We start from the raw sequence: 16,881 nt of genomic DNA, 5'->3' as shown, positions 1-16,881 counted from the left end.
CACGCGACAGGCCGCCGGTGGCGATATCGTCGCCGCCGGCTAAGCCTGCAACTGGCCGGTCTGGGTCATCCCCGAGGCCATATAGCCGCCGTCGACCGTCAGCACCTCCCCATTGACATAGGAGGCGGCGGGACTGGCGAGATAGGCGACCGCTTCGGCGATATCCTCCGGCGCACCGCGACGGCGGGCCGGGATCATCGCAAGCACCCGGTCCCAGGTTTCCTCGCTATAGGCGTTGAGCGTCATCGGCGTTTCGATCACCCCCGGCGCGATGGCGTTGGTGGTGATCCCCCGGGCGCCGAGTTCCAGCGCGAACTGCCGCGTGAGCCCGAGGATCGCGGCCTTCGACGTGCCATAGGCGGCGCGGCCGACCCCGGCGCGCAGCCCCGAAACCGACGAGATGTTGATGATCCGGCCATAGCCCCGCGCCGCCATGCCGCGGGCGATCTGCTGGCTTACCAAAAAGGTGCCGGTGACATTCACTGCCATGACCTTGGCCCAGGTGGCGGCGGAGAAGTCGAGCAGCGGCTCGACCAGGATCAACCCGGCGCTGTTCACCAGAATGTCGATCGGGCCAAGCTGCGCCTCGGCCTCGGCCACCGCGCCGGCAATGGCCTCGGCCTGAGCGACATCGAGTGCAACGGCCACCGCCCGGCCGCCGCCCGCGCGGATCTCGGCCGCCACGGTTTCGGCCGCCTCGCGCCGCAGATCGCTCACCGCCACCGCGGCGCCCTCGGCTGCCAGCCGCAGGGCACTGGCGCGCCCGATCCCCGAACCGGCCCCGGTGATGAAGGCGGTGCCATAGTCTGTACGATCTGTCATCTTGGTCCTCCCAGTCGCGCCCGATCAGCGGGCCATCATCGTGTCGGGCAGCCAGGTGATGATCTGCGGGAAGCAGAACAGCACCACGACGGTGATCAGTTCCATCGCCACGAACCACAGCGCGCCGCGAAACACATCCGGCAGCGGCGTGTCGCGGTCGATGCCGGCGATGACAAAGCAATTCAGCCCCACCGGCGGCGTGATCAGCCCGATCTCGCACATCTTCACGCAGAGGATGCCGAACCAGATCGGATCGAACCCCAGGCCCGAGACCGTCGGGAAGACGATCGGCAGGGTGATGACCATCATCGAGAAGGCATCGAGAAACATGCCGAGCGGGATATAGAGCAACAGCAGCACCGCAACGATCAGATGCGGCGGGATACCGCTTTCGGTGATCGCGCCGGCGATCATCTGCGGCACCTGCACCAGGGTGAGGAAAAAGCTGAAGATCCCCGCCCCGATCATGGTGAAGAGGATCATCACCGTGGTGGTGGTGGTCGAGCGGAAGCTCTCCGACAGCAGCGCCCCCAGCCGGCCACGGGCGGATTTGGCGAAAAGCAGCATCACCAGGGCGGCCAGCGCGCCGATGGCGCCGGCCTCGGTCGGAGTGACGAGACCCAGGTAGATCCCGCCCAGAACGATCACGAACAATACCAGCACCTGCCAGGCCTGGGTGGTCGCCCGCGCCCGTTCGGCCCAGGAGGCGCGCGGCGCCCGGGTGGCGCGGTCCTGCACCCGATGCCCGATCACGGCGACGCCGATCATGAAGGCGATCGTGGTCAGGATGCCGGGCACGAAGCCGGCGATCAGCATCTTGCCCGCCGACACCTCGGTCAGCGCGGCGTAGAAGATCAGCAGGACCGAGGGCGGGATCAGCACCCCCAGCACGCCGCCGGCAGCCACGGCACCGGCGGCCAGGCGGGCGTCATAGCCCTTTGCCTTCATCTCGGGAATGGCCACGGCGCCGACGGTGGCGGCGGTGGCCACCGAAGACCCCGAGGTCGCCGCAAAGCCGGCCGAGGTCAGGATGCTGGCCATCGCCAGCCCGCCCGGCAGGTGCCCCACCCATTTGTTCGCCACATGGAACAGCCGCTTGCCGACCTGCGCGTGATGGGCGAAGGCCCCCATCAGGATGAACAGCGGGATCACCGTCAGCGCGTAATTGGCGGTATGGGCGAAGGAAAAGGATTTCAGCCGGGCGATCAGGAAGCCCAGGTTTTCGACCATGACGATGCCGAAGGCACCGGACAGCGCGAGGGCCGCGAAAACCGGCGTGCCGAGCGCCATCAGAAGGAAGATCAGCCCGACGGCGAGCAGGGTGATGAGGGTCACATCCATTTTCGATGTCCTGTTGTTGCACCGGGACCGCAGGCCCCCGCGCGGGCGGGGGTGCGGCACCGGAGTGGGGCAGGCCCCGCCTGCCCCGGTCGGGATCAGAGAGAGAGGCTGCGGCTCTCGTCGGGATGTGGCAGGGCCACCTGTTTCAGCGCGATGCGCAGGGCATGGACGGCGGCCTGAAGCGCGGCGAACCACAGCCCCGCGGCGACCGCGATCTTGGCCCACCAGATCGGCACCTGGAAATAGCCCCAGCGGAATTCCCGGATCGAGAAGGAATAGACCGCCTCCTGCGTCGCCGGCCAGGCCAGCAGCAGGAAGGTGAGCGCCGCAAAGCCCCAGGCCAGCGCGGTACAGCCACGCGAAAACGGCCCCGGCAGCGCATCGGTCATCATCGTCACCCGGATATGTCCGTCGTCGATCAGCGTCGCGCCAAGCCCCATGAAGACGACCATCACCATGGACATCTCGGTCATCTCGAACAGGCCGGGCACCGCCCGTCCAAAGAGGGCGCGGGCCACCACATCCACCGTGATGGCCACCATCATGAAGGCGAGGAACCCCAGCGCCAGCCATGATGTGATCCGGGCGATCCCGTCGAGCAGGCGGTTCAGTCGCGCCAGCATCGGATCAGAGACCCGCCGCGATTTCGACCGGGCGCTTCAACGTCCCGGTGCCCGCATGGCGCGCGATCGCCTCCTCGACAACCTGCTGCATGGCGACGCCGTCGATACCGTTGGGTTTTGCCACCGTCTCGATCCACTTGTTGACCTGCGCCGGCTGCACGATGGCCTTGGCCTCGGCCTTCTGCTCGGCGGTCAGCGAGGACAGGATCGCGCCTTCGGCCAGCGCCTTTTTCACGTAATCGGTCAGCACCTGGCTGTAGATCTCGGTGAACTTGCCACCATAGAGCTCGTCCGCCAGATCGGTGCAGATCTGCTGTTGCTCGGCCGGCAGCCTTTCCCAGACGCGGCGGTTCATCACGGTGACGGCCGGCGCATGCGGCCCGTCGCCGATGTCGTAGAAATTCGGCGCGATCTCATGCAGCTTATAGGCCACGGCGGTGACGAAATCGAAACCATAGACCCCATCGAGCACGCCGCGTTCGAGCGCCTGATAGACCTCGCCCGCGGCCATCGGCACGGCGATGCCGCCCAGGCTTTCGATCACGTCGGTGGCGACGCCATAGCCGCGGATCTTCTTGCCCTTGATGTCGGCGAGCGAGGTGATCGGTTCGCGCATCACCAGCGGCGCATAGTTCCAGTTGGTCCAATAGAGCACCTTGGTGCGGTGGCGGTCTTCCCACTCCTGACGCAGCGGCGCGAAATTCGCATAGACGTCGCGGCAGACAAGCTGCAGCTCGTCGGCGCGCTCCATGCGGAAATACCATTCCAACCCGCGCGTCACCGGCAGTTCCGCCTGATAATAGCCCGGCGCGATCAGGGTGATCTCGCTGGTGCCGTCGCGCACCGCGCCCAGATGTTCGCCCACCTTGTTCAGGCTGCCAGCCCAATAGTATTTCACCGCGATCTCGCCATTGCTGCGCTTGGTCAGCTCATCAAGGAACCAGCGGTCGATCCAGGAGGGGCCGGCCGTCTCGCTGACATAGCTGTCGAACTTCAGCGCGGTGGCGGCCTGGGCGAAACTCGGCAGGCCCGAGACCAGACCGGCCCCGGCGATGGCCCCGGTGGATTTCAGAAAGTCACGTCTTTTCATAGGTTTTCTCCTCCGTGGATACCGGGCTCCTCCCGCCCGGACAGGGGTGCCGGGATCAGACCGGCGCGTTTGCTTTTCGGGTTCTGAGATCGGTTTTCAGGATCTTGCCGTAGCTGTTCTTCGGCAGCTCCTCGACGAACTCATAGCGCTTCGGGCGCTTGAACGCGGCGATCTGCTGGCGACACCAGCTGTCAAGCTCGGGCAGGCTGACGTCATGGCCCGGCTCCAGCACGACATAGGCCACCACCTGTTCGCCCCAATCGGGCTCCGGCTCGCCGATCACCGCGATCTCGAAGACGGCCGGATGGCGCAGCAAGGCCTCTTCGACCTCGCGCGGATAGATATTGGTGCCGCCCGAGATGATCACGTCCTTCGAGCGGTCGGTGAGATAGAGAAACCCGTCCTCGTCGAGATGGCCGAGATCACCGGTGTGGAGCCAGCCCCCCTTAAGCGTCTGCACGCTGGCCTCGGGATTGTTCCAATAGCCTGCCATCACGGTCGGGCCCTGCACGCAGATCTCGCCCGTGACCCCCGGCGGCAGCGGGGTGCCGTCCGCCCCCAGCACCGCCAGCGTCACCGCCCCCTGCGCGATCCCGACCGAGGCGCGGCGGGCGCGCCAGCGCGGGTGGGTCTGATCGGCGACCAGATCGCGCGGCAGCACCGAGATCGTCATCGGCGTTTCGCCCTGGCCATAGATCTGCACGAACCGCGGCCCATAGCAGGCCAGCGCCTCGTCGATGTCATTGGCGTACATCGGACCGCCGCCATAGATGATCGTGCGAATGCCGGTCCCGTCGAACCCCCGCGCCTTGGAGGCGGCGATCAGCCGTTTGACCATGGTGGGGGCGGCGAAGAACACCAGATTGCCGCGCGACTGCGCCAGGGCGATGATCTCGTCACTGTCGAACCCGTGCGAGGCGGGCACCAGATGCGCCCCGCCGGCGCGGATCTGCGCGAACATGTAAAGCCCGGCCCCATGCGACATCGGCGCGGCATAGAGCATGTGATCCTCGGCCCGTGCCGCATCGACGTCGAGCGCATAGCACAGCGTCATGTGCCGCAGGTTGTCGTGGCTCAGCATCACGCCCTTCGGCGTGCCGGTGGTCCCCGAGGTATAGAAGAGCCAGGCCAGATCGTGATCCCCGGCCAGCGCCGGCGGCGCGATCTTCGCCCCGGTCGGCACCGGCGCGGCCAGCGCCGTCTCGCGGATATCCGGCTTGTCGGCGAAGACCCTGCCGGTTTCGGTCAGCACCAGCGTTGCCGCGGAATTGCCGACGATCCATTCCGCCTCGCGCGGGTGGAGCTTGCAGTTGACCGGCACCACCGCCGCCCCCAGCCACCAACAGGCATGCATCGCCTCGATGTATTCCGGGGCATTCTTGGCGAAGATCGCCACCCGGTCGCCTGCGCCGATCCCGTGTTCCCGGGCCAGCCAGGCGGCGCGGTCGCAGGTCGTCTGCAACAGCTCCTGATAGCTCTGGCGCAGGGTTTCGCCCTCGTAGAGCGCGGGACGGTTCGGCCATGACAAGGCAGTCTGGTAGAGCCAGTTCGCGATATTCATCGTCTTTTCGGTCCTAGATTGTCGGGGTCAGGCGCGGTCGGCCTGCAGGATGGTGGCGTAATTGGCCACCGCAGCGCCGCCCATGTTGAAGGCCAGCCCCCATTCCGCCCCCTGGCGTTGCATCGCCCCCGCCCGCCCGGTGAGCTGACGGAACCCCAGCGCATGCATCGACACCCCGGTCGCACCGACCGGATGGCCCTTGGCCTTGAGCCCGCCCGACAGGTTCACCGGCGTGCGCCCCTCGGCATAGACGATGCCCTCGGCCAGGGCGCGGGCGCCTTCGCCCTTGGGCGCCAGCCCCATCGCCTCGTAGATCAGCAGCTCGGCCGGGGTGAAGCAATCGTGCACCTCGGCGAAATCCAGATCGGCAACGGTGATCCCGGCCGCCTCATAGGCCTGGCGAATGGCCCGCTCCGGACCTTCGAAGGCCAGAAAGTCGCGCCGGCTCATCGGCAGATAATCGGACACATGTTCGGCGGCAGCGACCTTGACCCGCGCGGCGGCGTCCTGCGCCCGGGCGTCGCCCGCGCTCAGCACGATGGCGGCGGCGCCGTCGGTCACCAGCGAGCAATCGCTCAGCCGCAGCGGCGGCGCGATCAGCGGGTTCTTCTCGCTCACCTCACGGCAGAATTCATAGGGCATGGCCTTGTGCATCTGCGCCAGCGGGTTCTGCATCGCATTGGCGTGGTTCTTCGCCGCGATCCGCGCCATGGCGTCCAGCGGATCGCCGTATTTCGCGGCATATTGCTCGGCCGCGATGGCGAAGACCTGCGGAAAGCTCAGCGCCGCCTCGGCAGGATCGTTCTGATAGCCGGCCCCGGCCAGCGCGGTGGTCACATCGGGGGTGGACCGGTGGGTCATCTTCTCGGCGCCGACCACCAGCACGTTGCGGGCCCGGCCGGCCCGGATGGCGTTCAGCCCGGCGTGGATCGCAGCCGCGCCCGAGGCGCAGGCGTTTTCACAGCGCGACGCCGGCTTGAACCGCAGATCGGGATGCGCCTGCAGGATCAGAGACGAGGCGAAGCCATCGGAAACCAGGCCGGAATTGAAATGGCCCAGAAAGACCGCGTCGATCTCGGCGGGCGGGATCTGCGCCTCTTCCAGCGCCTCGCGCGCGGCCTCGACGATCAGGTCTTCAAGCCGCTCTTCAAGCCGGCCGAAACGGGTGTGGCCGGAGCCGATGATGAAAATGTCTGTGGTCATGGAATGTCCTCCCCCCTTGAAAATTCATGGAAAAGCGCATGGCAGCAATGCGTGGAATTACGTAATAAACTACGTAGGTAGTACGTAGATGCAGGCGCAGCGAAAGGGGGAGAAGATGGATTACGACCGGATTTCCGAGGCGGATCTGAATTTTACCGGGTTCATGGATGCGCCGATCGGAATCATGGTCCTGTCGAACCGGATGATCCAGCGGGTCAATACCGAGATCGAGCGCATCTTCGGCTGGACCCGCGACGACCTCGAAGGGCAGTCGATCCGGACCCTCTATCCCTCAAGCGTCGACTATGAAAAGACCGGCACCCGCTGGCGGCGCTGGCTCGAGGGCCGGCCGCGCTATACCGACGAACGCTTCATGCAATGCCGAAGCGGGGAAATCATCTGGACCCGCGCCTCGGGCCGGACGCTGACACCGACCGATCCGTTCCGGCTGATGGTCTGGACTTTCGAACAACTGGACACCCGCCCGCCGGATTCCGCCGCCCTGACCCCGCGCGAACGCGAGGTCGCGCGCTATATCGTCAACGGCTATACCAGCAAGGAAACCGGCCAGGCGATGGGCATCTCGCCGCGCACGGTCGAGGTGCACCGCAGTTCGGTGATGAAGAAGCTCGGCGTGCAGAACGCCGCGGAGCTGGTGGCAAAGATGATCGTGCAGAGGTGACGGCCCGCCTCCGGCGCCCGCCCCTCACAGCACATGGCGTTCGGTATCAATCGGCCAGGCCGTGGTGGACTTGATCCGCTCCATCGCGAATTTCGAGGTCACGTTGCGGCAGGGCAGACCCGCGGTCAGGCTGTTATAGAACTGGTCGAAGGCCGTCATGTCGGGCACCGCCACCTTCAGCAGATAATCGACATCCCCGGCCAGCCGATAGGCTTCGACCACCTCGGGAAACCCCTCCAGGGTCCGCAGCAGCGCCTCGCGCCAGGCCGGCGTATGATCGGCGGCCTCGATCTCGACAAAGACGATCAGCCCCAGGCCGATGCTCTGGGGATCGACCAGCGCCACGCGGCCGGTGATGAAACCGGCCTCCTCCAGTTTCCTCACCCGTTTCCAGCACGGGGTCTGCGACAGGTTCACCCGCTCGGCAAGCTGGGCAACGGGGATGGTGGCGTCCCGCATCAGTTCCTTGAGGATCCGCCGGTCGATCCGGTCGAGCGTGGGTTTTGTCATTGCTCCGGTCCTGTCAATCTATCGGTCCAAGGCGGTGCGATCCGGCGGAACAGCTCCTGTTCCGCCGCCTGCACCAGGGCGGGATCGGCATCCTCGGGGCAAAGCGCCAGCCGGTGCCGCCGGTGCCGCAGCAGCGCCCCCCAATGCGGGCCGATCCCTGCCCCTTCCGGCATCGGCATCACGATCACCCGCGCCCGGACCTGCAGCGCAAGGCTGTCGCGCCAGACGATATCCCATCTCAACGCAGCGAGGCGCACCTGCCACCCCCGCGCCATCTCGGGCAGGGACAACGGAAAGCGGCAACGCACCGTGGTCAGCAACAAGACCGCGCGGGCCAGCCGGGACAGGAGGGTTCTGGCGATCGTCATGTCGGCGCGCCCGCTCAGACCGAGGTGAAGCTTCGCACGAAATCCGTGGCCGGATGGCTGCGGATGTCCGAGGGCTTGCCGATCTGTTCGATCCGTCCCATCGACATCACCACCACCAGATCGGCCAGGTCCATGGCCTCTTCCTGATCGTGGGTGACAAAGACGGTGGTCAGCCCGGTGGTGTCGTGAATGTCGCGCAGACCCTGGCGCAGTTCCTTGCGCACCTTGGCATCAAGCGCACCGAAGGGTTCGTCCAGCAGCAACATCCGCGGTTCGATCGCCAGCGCCCGGGCCAGCGCCACCCGCTGCCGCTGGCCGCCGGAGAGCTGGCTGGGATAGCGGCTGCCGATCTCGGGCAATTGGATCAGGTCGAGCAGCCGGTTCACCCGGCGGCCGATCTCGGCCTCGGTCGGGCGTTCGCGCCGTTTGCGCGCGCGCAGCCCATAGGCGATGTTCTCGAACACCGTCATGTGCCGGAACAGCGCGTAATGCTGGAAGACGAAGCCGGCGCGCCGGTCCTGCACCGTCAGGCCGGTGGCGTCCTTGCCGTCGAACAGCACCCGGCCGGAGGTGGGAAACTCCAACCCGCCAAGGATGCGCAGAAGCGTGGTCTTGCCCGAGCCCGACGGCCCCAGCAGCGCCACCAGCGCGCCCGACGGCAGCGCCAGCGAAACCGGGTGCAGCGCCCGCGTAGTGCCGAATTCCTTGGCCAGTTCGTCGATTTCGATATGCATGATGGCCTCCTTCTCTGCCGGTCTCAATGCCGCCGCGTCGCGGCAAGCTGATCGGCGTAGCGCCATTCCAGCAGGGATTTCAGGGTGAGGGTGACAAGCGCCAGCAGCGCCAAGAGCGCAGCGAGCGAAAAGGCCGCGACCGAGAGGTATTCGTTATAGAGCATCTCGATCATGATCGGCATGGTGGTGGTCTCGCCCCGGATCTTGCCCGAGATCACCGCCACCGCACCGAATTCGCCCATGGCGCGGGCATTCGACAGCAACACGCCATAAAGCAGCGCCCAACGGATGTTCGGCAGGGTGACGGTGAAGAACATCCGCCAGCCCGAGGCGCCCAGGGTCAGCGCCGCCTCTTCCTCGGCCCGGCCCTGTTCGACCATCACCGGGATCAATTCGCGCGCCACGAAGGGAAAGGTGACGAAAAGCGTCGCCAGCAGGATGCCCGGAAAGGCGAAGACGATCTTCAGATCATGGGCGATCAGCCAGCTGCCAAAGACGCTGTGACTGCCAAACAGCAACACCAGCGCCAGCCCCGCCACCACCGGCGAAACCGAAAACGGCAGGTCGATCAGCGTGATCAGAAAGGCCTTGCCGCGAAAGTCGAACTTGGCGATCGCCCAGGCGGCGGCGATGCCGAAGATGATGTTCACCGGGATGGCGATCGCCGCGACGATCAGCGTCAGCCGGATCGCGCTGAGCGCATCGGGCGAGGAAATGCCCGCCAGCGCGGCCCGCCCGCCCTGTGCCAGCGCGGTGGCGAAGACCGCCCCGAGCGGCGCGAACAGCAGGACCGCCACCAGAACCAGGGCAAGCCCGATCAGCACCGCCCGCAGCCATTGGCGTTCGGTGGTGACCGGAACGAACCTGTGTGAAATCGCGTCAGCCATGGCCGATCCTCCGTCTGTTCCAAACCTGAATGCCGTTGATGCCCAGCAACATCGCGAAGGAGATTGCGAGCATGGCGATGCCGATGGCGGCGGCGGCGTCATAGTTGAACTCCTCCAGCCGGATCACGATCAGCAGCGGCGCGATCTCGGTCCGGCCCGGCAGGTTGCCGGCGATGAAGATGACCGATCCGTATTCGCCGACCGACCGCGCCAGGGCGAGGGCGAAGCCAGTCATCAGCGCCGGCGCCAGCACCGGCAGGACGACCCGGCGCAGGGTATAGAACCGGCTGGCCCCCAGCGTCGCGCTGGCTTCCTCGCAATCGCGGTCGATCTCCTCGATCACCGGCTGCACCGTGCGCACGACGAAGGGCAGGCCGATGAAGATCAGCGCCAGCCAGATGCCGATCTCGGTATAGGCGACCTTGATGCCGAGACCGCCCAGCGCCTGGCCGAACACCCCGTTCGGCGCATAGAGCGCGGTCAGCGCGATCCCGGCCACCGCGGTCGGAAGCGCGAAGGGCAGGTCGATCGCCGCGTCGACCAGGCGACGGCCCCAGAACCGGTAGCGCACCAGAACCCAGGCCAGGATCAGTCCGAACACCAGGTTGAACAGGGACGCCACCAGCGCCGCGCGAAAGGACAGCGACAGCGCCGCCCAGACCCGCCGGGAATCGATCATCGCCCACAGCTCCCCCAGGCCGATGCCTGCGCCCCGGCCCAGCAGGGCGGCCAGGGGCAGCAGGACCACCACCGACAGAAGCGCCAGCATGACCCCGAAGCTCAGCCCGAACCCCGGCAGGGGCGAGGGCATGCGAAAACCAGCCGCCCTCATGGTTCACTCCTCATAGAGCTGGTCGAACAGACCGCCGTCGCCAAAGAACTCCGGCTGCACCTTGGCCCAACCGCCGAAGGTGTCGATCGACAGCCGCTCCACCTCGGGGAAGCGCGCGATATCCTCCGGCGCGGCGGCAGAGACGTCCCAGGCGCGGTAATAGTTCTTCAACGCCAGCGCCTGCGCCTCGGGGCTGTAGAGATGGGTCAGATAGGCCTCGGCCAGCGCGCGCTGCGCATCGGAATGGATATTGCCGTCGACCAGCGTCACCGGCGGTTCGGCCAGCATCGAGACCGAGGGCACCACGATGTCAAAGGCGCTCTCTCCCTGTTCCGCCAGCGCCAGGAAGGCTTCGTTCTCCCAGGCCAGCAGCACATCGCCGATACCGCGCTGGGTGAAGGTATTGGTCGATCCCCGCGCCCCGGTGTCGAGCACCGGAACATTGCGATAGAGCGACGTCATATAGGCGCGCGCCTTTGCCTCGTCGCCGTCGAAGGCCTTCAGCGCCCAGGCCCTGGCCGCCATGAAATTCCAGCGCGCCCCGCCCGAGGTCTTGGGATTGGGGGTGATGACCTGAATGTCGTCGCGAATCAGATCGTCCCAATCCTTGATGCCCTTCGGATTGCCGTCGCGCACCAGGAACACGATGGTCGAGGTATAGGGCGACGAGTTGTGCGGCAGCCGTGATTGCCAGTCGGCGGGGATCTTGCCGGTCCGCTCGGCGATGGCCGAGATATCGGCCGACAGCGCCAGCGTCACCACCTGCGCGTCGAGCCCGTCGATCACCGCCCGCGCCTGCCCGCCCGAGCCGCCATGCGACTGGCGCAGCGTCACCGGCGCATGGCCCTGCGCCTCCCACCAGGTGGCGAACAGGGTGTTATAGGCCCGGTAAAGCTCTCGCGTCGGGTCGTAGGAGACGTTGAGGAGGCCTTCCTCGGCCACTGCCTTGTCGGGGGTGGCGCCAATCGCGCCCAGCGCCATGGCCAGCGCCAGCAACCCGCCGCGCCAGAGGCCCGAGCCGAAGGCCCGGACAAAGACGTTCGGCCGTGGCGCGCTTTGCTTTTCGCGACCGACCGGCAGCCCCACGACGGTCTTGCCGCCAATGTCGATCTCGACCCGGCCCTCGTCGTGATCCCGGACAAAAGTCCCCTGTGCAAGTGCATGCGGTCCAATCTGAACAGTGCGGAACATCAGAGCCTCCTTTGCTGACCCTCGAAACCAATCTCGCGTCAGACGGGCGGCCATCCCGGATCGGACATCACCGTCCAGCGACCCTGTCCGCAGCCCTCCGAGCGGAACGCCCATCTGACACGATAATTACGACAGAGTTGATCGAGATTATCAAAGGAAAAATCACGCCTATTTTGATCGTCATTATAGAATTTTATTCTCCCGCCGCTGATGTGGGCAGATCCACCCGACCTAATCGCCAGGGACTTCCCCATGTGTAGAGACCGCTCCAGTTCCCCCCGACCACAGAGAACAGCCTTCTCCGACGGGCCCCATATTTGGAAAATTAAATCACGATAAACATGATAGTGTTTTTCAAGAAAGGAGTGCCCGATGATTCAGACATTGCTTCTTCCCGGCCTGGACGGGTCGCCTGCCCCCCATTGGCAACACTGGTGGGCGCAGAGCGACCCCACCGCCCGGATCGTCGAACAGGGTTCATGGTCCCGCCCCTGCCCCGATCTCTGGCTGACCGAAATCGCCGGCGCCCTGCTTCAGCACCCCGGCGCGGTCCTGGTCGGCCATTCGCTGGGCGCCGTGGCTGCGGTCAAGCTGCTGACCCAATGGCCGCAGCTCAGGGTTTCGGCCGTGCTGCTGGTGGCCCCGGCCGAAACCACCCGCGACCCGCGCCTCTGCGGCTTCGGTGACCTTCCCGAACGGCCGCTGCCGGTTGCCGCCACGATGGTGGCAAGCCGCGATGATCCCTGGATGTCCTTCCCCCGGGCGAGCGCCCTCGCGCGGGCCTGGGGCGCCGAACTCGTCGACATGGGCCGGGCCGGACATATCAACGCCGAAGCAGGCTTCGGCCCCTGGCCCGAAGGCAAGCGCCTGGCCAGAGAGCTTGCCGCCCGCGCCACCCGCCACCCTGGCGCAGATGCCCGGGGGCATTTTCCCGAAACCAGGCACGAGGAAACACCATGTCAGCCCTGATTCCACACCTAGCCCACATCCTTGCCCTGCTGGCCTTCGCAGCCGCATACGGCCTGCTTTTTGCCTTTGTCCTTTTCAGCTGACGCTTGGGGAGTTTCCACAATGCGCGACACCGCAACCGACACCGCCATGACCTTCGACACCGGCCACCCCGCCGCCCATGTGCTGATCATCGGTGGCGGCGCCAGCGGTGTGCTGATGGCCGCCCAGTTGCTGTCCCTCGCTCCGGCGACACGGGTCACGATCATCGAGAAATCCGCCATGCTGGGCTGCGGCATAGCCTATGCCACCGACAATCCCGATCACCTGCTGAACACCCGCGTCCACAACATGAGCGCCTTTCCCGACGACCCCGATCACTTCCTGCGCTGGCTGCACCGTTCTGGCGAAGCGCCGCAGGCGACCGGGGCGTGTTTCGTCGGGCGCCAGACCTATGGGCGCTATCTGGGCAGCCTGATCGCCGGCCCGACCGAAGATCAGCCCGAAGGCCGGCACGACAGTCGGCTGCGCTGCCTGCGCGACGACTGCACCCGCCTCGACAGCGACCCCGACGGGGTAAGGGCCCATCTGAAGACCGGCGCCGTGCTGAGCGCTGATGTGGCCATCCTTGCCACCGGCCATGCGGTTTCCCCCACCCCTGGCGGCGGTCTGCGCGGCGGCTGGGACTTCACGCCACCGGCCAGCCCGGATGTGCCGGTGGTGATCATCGGCACCGGGTTGTCGATGGTCGACCATGTGGTTTCCCTGATCGGCTCCGGCCACCGGGGACAGATCACCTGCCTGTCGCGCCGCGGGCTGCTGCCCCGCGCGCATGCGCCGGCGACGGCCATGACGATCGACCGTGATGTCCTCCCCATTGGCGGATCGGTCAGCCAGGTCCTGCATTGGCTGCGCCGGCAAGCCCGCCAGGCCGAGGCCAAGGGTGGAACCTGGCGCGACGCAGTGGACGGGGTGAGACCCCATGTCACCGCAATCTGGCAAAGCTGGGACCGGGAGGAGCGCCGGCGCTTTCTGCGCCACGCGGCCTCCTGGTGGGAGGTTCACCGCCACCGCATGCCGCCCCGGTCCGCCGAGGTGATCGCCAGAGCTCAGGCCCGAGGTCAACTCGCCCTCCTGAAGGCCCGCTTCGAGGAAGCCACGCCCGATGGTCCCCTCTGCAAGGTCCGAATCACCACATCGGCAGGCGACCTGCGCCGGATGACGGGCCATGTGATCGACTGCCGCGGCATCCGGCGCGATCCGGAAACCGCCAGCGCCGCCGTCGTCCTCGATCTGATCGCGCGCGGCGCGGCGCGGGTCGATAGCCTCCGCCTCGGCCTCGATACCACCGAGGACGCCCGGCTGATCGACCGCGACGGCCGGCCCTCGGACCGCGTCTTCGCCATCGGCCCCTGTGCCCGCGGCGCGCTGTGGGAAATCACCGCAATCCCGGACATCCGGGTCCAATGCGCCGCACTGGCCGCCAGCCTGTCCGAACGACTGGCGCTTTAGGCCCGCCGTAAAGAAAACCCGCCCGAAAGGCCTCAGACCTTCCGGGCGGGTTGCTGTCGCAGTCGGCCAGAGCCGGATCAGGCGCTGATCAGCACCTTCATCGCCTTCTCGCGCGCGGCATTCCCGAAGACCTCATAGGCGTCGAGAATCTCGTCCAGCTTGAAGCGGTGGGTGATCAGCTCGGCCGGGTTCACCTTGCCCGTTTGCAGCGTCTTCAGCAGCATCGGCGTGGTGTTGGTATTCACCAGCCCCATCGAGATGTTGATGTTCTTGATCCAGAGCTCTTCGATATGCAGCTCGACCGATTTGCCATGCACGCCGACGTTGGCGATCGAGCCGCCGGCCGAGACGATCTTCTGACAGGTGTCGAAGGTCGCCGGCACGCCCACCGCCTCGATGGCGACATCAACGCCCAGCCCATCGGTCAGCGTCATGATCTCGGCGACGATATCGTCCTTGCCGACCTGCAGCGTATGGGTGGCGCCGAATGTCTTCGCCACCTCGAGACGGTTCGGATCCATGTCGATCATCACGATCCGGCCGGGCGAATAGAATTGCGCGGTCAGCAGCACCGACATGCCAACCGGACCGGCGCCGACGATGGCGATGGTGTCACCGGGTTTGACATGGCCATATTGCACGCCGATCTCGAAACCGGTGGGCATGATATCCGACAGCATCACCAGCGCCTCTTCATCGGCATCCGCCGGAATCGGGTAAAGCGAGTTGTCGCCATGCGGGATACGGACGTATTCGGCCTGCGTCCCGTCGATCAGGTGGCCGAGGATCCAGCCGCCGTCGTCGCAATGGGCATAGAGCTGACGCTTGCAGTTGGCGCATTTGCCGCAGGAGGTGACGCAGGAGATCAGCACCGCGTCGCCCGGCTTGAAATTGGCCACCGCATCACCGACCGCCTCGACGATACCGACGCCCTCATGGCCGAGAATCCGGCCCTCGGTCACGGCGGGTACGTCACCCTTGAGGATATGCAGGTCGGTGCCGCAGATCGTCGTCTTGGTCACCTTGACGATCACATCGGTGGGTTTTTCGATCTCCGGCTTCGGCTTCTCGATCCAGTCTTTCTTGCCGGGGCCTTGGTATACGAGGGCTTTCATCGCCGTCTCCTCCTCAGATAGAGCTGCAGCGTCGCAGATTTCTCTGCCCGCGGATAAGGCCTCTGCCCCGTCATCGGGACAGCCCCCTCCGCAACCTCTGCAGCGGGCTGATTGATAATGTGCCTATCTAGTGCCTTCGGTCGTCCCCATTGTAGACGAAGGCATGCGGGAAACCGATCGAAACAAGAAACATCCGATCCATTCGGGAAAGGAAATGCGCCTCCAGCGGCGAGCCGAGGGGATAGCCCCCGCCTCACGACCCGAGCCCTCGCCGAGGGTCAACCTTTCACGGGTCTCTGCCGCAGGGTCTCGGCCGGGGTCTCCCCGAACCTCTCGCGATAACGTGCGGTCATCGCCCCGAGATTGACATAGCCCCGTCCCGCCGCGATCGAGGCAACGGTCTGCCCCCGGCGCGCCTCAAGAAGTGCCGCCCGCAGCCCGTCCAGCCGCTGCGCGTTCAGATAGCCGTGCGGTGTGATCCCGCGAAACCGCCGAAATCCCGCCGACAGGCTGCGCGCGGTGATCCCGAGCTGCCCGGCGATATCGCCCACCGTCGGAGCCCGGTCCGCCTGCTCCTGCATCAGCCGTTCGGCATCGCGGACATAGCGGGGGGCCGCAGCGCGGGCCCCGGTCTCCAAGTCGATCTCCGCCCCCTCGGCCCAGTGCCGCAGCAGGTCGATCGCCAGGGTTTCTTCGATCCGCCGGGCAATCAGCGCATCCGGAACCCCGCCCTGACGGGCATCGAGCGACCGGGCAGCGTAATCGAGCAGCGACAGCCAGGAGGATTGCGCGCCGCCAAAGGCGATCCGACTGGTCCAGAGCCGATCGTCGGGCACGAAGCCATACCAGCGCTCCGCGGTTTCCTCCATCAGCCGATGCGGGATGGTCAGGTTGAACTGCAGATCGGCACCGTTCGCGACATTCCAATATTCGGTCCGACTGCAATCGACGACATAGCTGTCGCCTGGCCGGGTCTCGACCTCGGTGTCGCCAGCCAGCGGATGTCGCACCCGCCCCCGCAGGGTATTCAGCACGATGATATTGCCGGCGGCGGGATCGAAATCCTCGACCCGGGTGGGAACGCCGAAACAAAACCGGCTCAGGGTGATCTGGCCGATTTCCACCCGGCGCAGGGTCGCATCCGGTCGCGCGCCCTTTTGCAGCGGGCGGATTTGCAGTGGCATATAGGTGTTGTGGCAGAAGGCATCGACATCCGCCCAATCGCGCGAATTGGTCAGTTGCCCCTCGAGCAACGCGGCCCCTCGCCTGTCCTCCACCAGCGCAGTCTCAAGCATAAGAAGTTCCCCCGGGCTATGGGACATCCGTTCGCCGATCCTATCACGATATCGCGCTGCAGGAAGGGGCACCAAGGACGCAGCCCGCACCGAATCGCCTGATGACGCCATCGGTGTGGGCCAACGCGTGACCGTCACATTGACGCGACCGCCCCATTTCCCCCGGT

17 protein-coding genes are annotated in these 16,881 nt (G+C 66.1%); 3 read left to right on the top strand and 14 right to left on the bottom strand.

Features of this window, described 5'->3' with window-relative positions; genetic code table 11:
- Nucleotides 1–39: 39 nt before the first annotated feature.
- The 6 genes from ACN0V4_RS06930 to ACN0V4_RS06905 form a co-directional block, all read right to left on the bottom strand.
- On the bottom strand, nucleotides 40–822 hold the full coding sequence (locus ACN0V4_RS06930; protein ID WP_417674376.1) for an SDR family NAD(P)-dependent oxidoreductase: 783 nt from the start codon (nucleotides 820–822) through the stop codon (nucleotides 40–42).
- A gap of 24 nt (nucleotides 823–846) precedes the next feature.
- Nucleotides 847–2,163 carry a TRAP transporter large permease gene (locus ACN0V4_RS06925; RefSeq protein WP_417674374.1) on the bottom strand — a complete coding sequence of 439 codons (1,317 nt, stop codon included), beginning with the start codon at nucleotides 2,161–2,163 and terminating at the stop codon, nucleotides 847–849.
- A gap of 95 nt (nucleotides 2,164–2,258) precedes the next feature.
- Entirely contained in the window at nucleotides 2,259–2,786 is a 528-nt protein-coding gene (locus ACN0V4_RS06920; RefSeq protein ID WP_417674372.1) for a TRAP transporter small permease, read from the bottom strand.
- A gap of 4 nt (nucleotides 2,787–2,790) precedes the next feature.
- Entirely contained in the window at nucleotides 2,791–3,876 is a 1,086-nt protein-coding gene (dctP, locus tag ACN0V4_RS06915; RefSeq protein WP_417674370.1) for a TRAP transporter substrate-binding protein DctP, read from the bottom strand.
- A gap of 55 nt (nucleotides 3,877–3,931) precedes the next feature.
- Nucleotides 3,932–5,437 (bottom strand): class I adenylate-forming enzyme family protein, encoded by a 1,506-nt coding sequence (locus tag ACN0V4_RS06910; RefSeq protein WP_417674368.1) that lies wholly within the window; start codon nucleotides 5,435–5,437, stop codon nucleotides 3,932–3,934.
- 27 nt (nucleotides 5,438–5,464) lie between these two features.
- The gene (locus ACN0V4_RS06905; RefSeq protein ID WP_417674366.1) at nucleotides 5,465–6,640 is read right to left on the bottom strand and encodes a thiolase domain-containing protein; all 1,176 of its coding nucleotides are present in this window, start codon (nucleotides 6,638–6,640) and stop codon (nucleotides 5,465–5,467) included.
- Nucleotides 6,641–6,728: 88 nt separating this feature from the next.
- Here ACN0V4_RS06905 and ACN0V4_RS06900 point away from each other — a divergent pair, with 88 nt between their 5' ends.
- Nucleotides 6,729–7,322: a LuxR C-terminal-related transcriptional regulator gene (locus tag ACN0V4_RS06900; protein ID WP_417674364.1), complete on the top strand. Its 594-nt coding sequence runs from the start codon at nucleotides 6,729–6,731 to the stop codon at nucleotides 7,320–7,322.
- Nucleotides 7,323–7,346: 24 nt separating this feature from the next.
- Here the strand turns inward: ACN0V4_RS06900 and ACN0V4_RS06895 are convergent, their stop codons facing one another.
- From ACN0V4_RS06895 to ACN0V4_RS06870, 6 genes are read right to left on the bottom strand one after another with little or no spacing between them, the layout of a single operon-like run.
- Entirely contained in the window at nucleotides 7,347–7,832 is a 486-nt protein-coding gene (locus tag ACN0V4_RS06895; protein WP_417674362.1) for an Lrp/AsnC family transcriptional regulator, read from the bottom strand.
- Nucleotides 7,829–8,200 carry a hypothetical protein gene (locus tag ACN0V4_RS06890; RefSeq protein WP_417674360.1) on the bottom strand — a complete coding sequence of 124 codons (372 nt, stop codon included), beginning with the start codon at nucleotides 8,198–8,200 and terminating at the stop codon, nucleotides 7,829–7,831. Before ACN0V4_RS06890 ends, ACN0V4_RS06895 begins: the two co-directional genes overlap by 4 nt.
- A gap of 14 nt (nucleotides 8,201–8,214) precedes the next feature.
- Nucleotides 8,215–8,934 (bottom strand): sulfate/molybdate ABC transporter ATP-binding protein, encoded by a 720-nt coding sequence (locus ACN0V4_RS06885; protein ID WP_417674358.1) that lies wholly within the window; start codon nucleotides 8,932–8,934, stop codon nucleotides 8,215–8,217.
- A 23-nt stretch (nucleotides 8,935–8,957) separates the two neighbouring features.
- On the bottom strand, nucleotides 8,958–9,821 hold the full coding sequence (gene cysW / locus ACN0V4_RS06880; RefSeq protein ID WP_417674356.1) for a sulfate ABC transporter permease subunit CysW: 864 nt from the start codon (nucleotides 9,819–9,821) through the stop codon (nucleotides 8,958–8,960).
- Entirely contained in the window at nucleotides 9,814–10,653 is an 840-nt protein-coding gene (cysT, locus tag ACN0V4_RS06875; RefSeq protein WP_417674354.1) for a sulfate ABC transporter permease subunit CysT, read from the bottom strand. Before cysT ends, cysW begins: the two co-directional genes overlap by 8 nt.
- Before the next feature lie 3 nt (nucleotides 10,654–10,656).
- Nucleotides 10,657–11,844, bottom strand: coding sequence for a sulfate ABC transporter substrate-binding protein (locus tag ACN0V4_RS06870; protein WP_417674352.1), 1,188 nt, complete (start codon nucleotides 11,842–11,844; stop codon nucleotides 10,657–10,659).
- Nucleotides 11,845–12,216: 372 nt separating this feature from the next.
- Here ACN0V4_RS06870 and ACN0V4_RS06865 point away from each other — a divergent pair, with 372 nt between their 5' ends.
- Both ACN0V4_RS06865 and ACN0V4_RS06860 read left to right on the top strand, forming a co-directional pair.
- A complete protein-coding gene (locus ACN0V4_RS06865) occupies nucleotides 12,217–12,813 on the top strand; it encodes an RBBP9/YdeN family alpha/beta hydrolase (protein ID WP_417674350.1) in 597 nt (198 codons plus the stop codon).
- Nucleotides 12,814–12,915: 102 nt separating this feature from the next.
- Nucleotides 12,916–14,304, top strand: coding sequence for an FAD/NAD(P)-binding protein (locus ACN0V4_RS06860; RefSeq protein WP_417674348.1), 1,389 nt, complete (start codon nucleotides 12,916–12,918; stop codon nucleotides 14,302–14,304).
- Nucleotides 14,305–14,381: 77 nt separating this feature from the next.
- Here the strand turns inward: ACN0V4_RS06860 and ACN0V4_RS06855 are convergent, their stop codons facing one another.
- Nucleotides 14,382–15,419, bottom strand: a complete 1,038-nt coding sequence (locus ACN0V4_RS06855) for a zinc-dependent alcohol dehydrogenase family protein (RefSeq protein ID WP_417674346.1) — start codon at nucleotides 15,417–15,419, stop codon at nucleotides 14,382–14,384.
- Between the two features lie 278 nt (nucleotides 15,420–15,697).
- Nucleotides 15,698–16,714, bottom strand: a complete 1,017-nt coding sequence (locus ACN0V4_RS06850) for an AraC family transcriptional regulator (protein ID WP_417674344.1) — start codon at nucleotides 16,712–16,714, stop codon at nucleotides 15,698–15,700.
- Nucleotides 16,715–16,881: the final 167 nt, after the last annotated feature.

This window comes from Pseudodonghicola sp. (genome assembly GCF_048268305.1).
Lineage (GTDB): Bacteria > Pseudomonadota > Alphaproteobacteria > Rhodobacterales > Rhodobacteraceae > Pseudodonghicola.
The sequence above is the reverse complement of the archived record's forward strand: the minus strand, read 5'-3'. Positions and strand labels throughout refer to the sequence as shown.

Excerpts from the sequence above, each read along its gene's own strand:
- cysT (WP_417674354.1), bottom strand. The coding sequence starts at position 10,653 with ATGAGGGCGGCTGGTTTTCGCATGCCCTCGCCCCTGCCGGGGTTCGGG.
- ACN0V4_RS06905 (WP_417674366.1), bottom strand. The coding sequence starts at position 6,640 with ATGACCACAGACATTTTCATCATCGGCTCCGGCCACACCCGTTTCGGC.
- ACN0V4_RS06920 (WP_417674372.1), bottom strand. The coding sequence starts at position 2,786 with ATGCTGGCGCGACTGAACCGCCTGCTCGACGGGATCGCCCGGATCACA.
- ACN0V4_RS06925 (WP_417674374.1), bottom strand. The coding sequence starts at position 2,163 with ATGGATGTGACCCTCATCACCCTGCTCGCCGTCGGGCTGATCTTCCTT.
- ACN0V4_RS06895 (WP_417674362.1), bottom strand. The coding sequence starts at position 7,832 with ATGACAAAACCCACGCTCGACCGGATCGACCGGCGGATCCTCAAGGAA.
- ACN0V4_RS06890 (WP_417674360.1), bottom strand. The coding sequence starts at position 8,200 with ATGACGATCGCCAGAACCCTCCTGTCCCGGCTGGCCCGCGCGGTCTTG.
- ACN0V4_RS06900 (WP_417674364.1), top strand. The coding sequence starts at position 6,729 with ATGCAGGCGCAGCGAAAGGGGGAGAAGATGGATTACGACCGGATTTCC.
- ACN0V4_RS06855 (WP_417674346.1), bottom strand. The coding sequence starts at position 15,419 with ATGAAAGCCCTCGTATACCAAGGCCCCGGCAAGAAAGACTGGATCGAG.
- ACN0V4_RS06850 (WP_417674344.1), bottom strand. The coding sequence starts at position 16,714 with ATGCTTGAGACTGCGCTGGTGGAGGACAGGCGAGGGGCCGCGTTGCTC.
- ACN0V4_RS06870 (WP_417674352.1), bottom strand. The coding sequence starts at position 11,844 with ATGTTCCGCACTGTTCAGATTGGACCGCATGCACTTGCACAGGGGACT.
- ACN0V4_RS06930 (WP_417674376.1), bottom strand. The coding sequence starts at position 822 with ATGACAGATCGTACAGACTATGGCACCGCCTTCATCACCGGGGCCGGT.
- ACN0V4_RS06865 (WP_417674350.1), top strand. The coding sequence starts at position 12,217 with ATGATTCAGACATTGCTTCTTCCCGGCCTGGACGGGTCGCCTGCCCCC.
- cysW (WP_417674356.1), bottom strand. The coding sequence starts at position 9,821 with ATGGCTGACGCGATTTCACACAGGTTCGTTCCGGTCACCACCGAACGC.
- dctP (WP_417674370.1), bottom strand. The coding sequence starts at position 3,876 with ATGAAAAGACGTGACTTTCTGAAATCCACCGGGGCCATCGCCGGGGCC.
- ACN0V4_RS06885 (WP_417674358.1), bottom strand. The coding sequence starts at position 8,934 with ATGCATATCGAAATCGACGAACTGGCCAAGGAATTCGGCACTACGCGG.
- ACN0V4_RS06860 (WP_417674348.1), top strand. The coding sequence starts at position 12,916 with ATGCGCGACACCGCAACCGACACCGCCATGACCTTCGACACCGGCCAC.
- ACN0V4_RS06910 (WP_417674368.1), bottom strand. The coding sequence starts at position 5,437 with ATGAATATCGCGAACTGGCTCTACCAGACTGCCTTGTCATGGCCGAAC.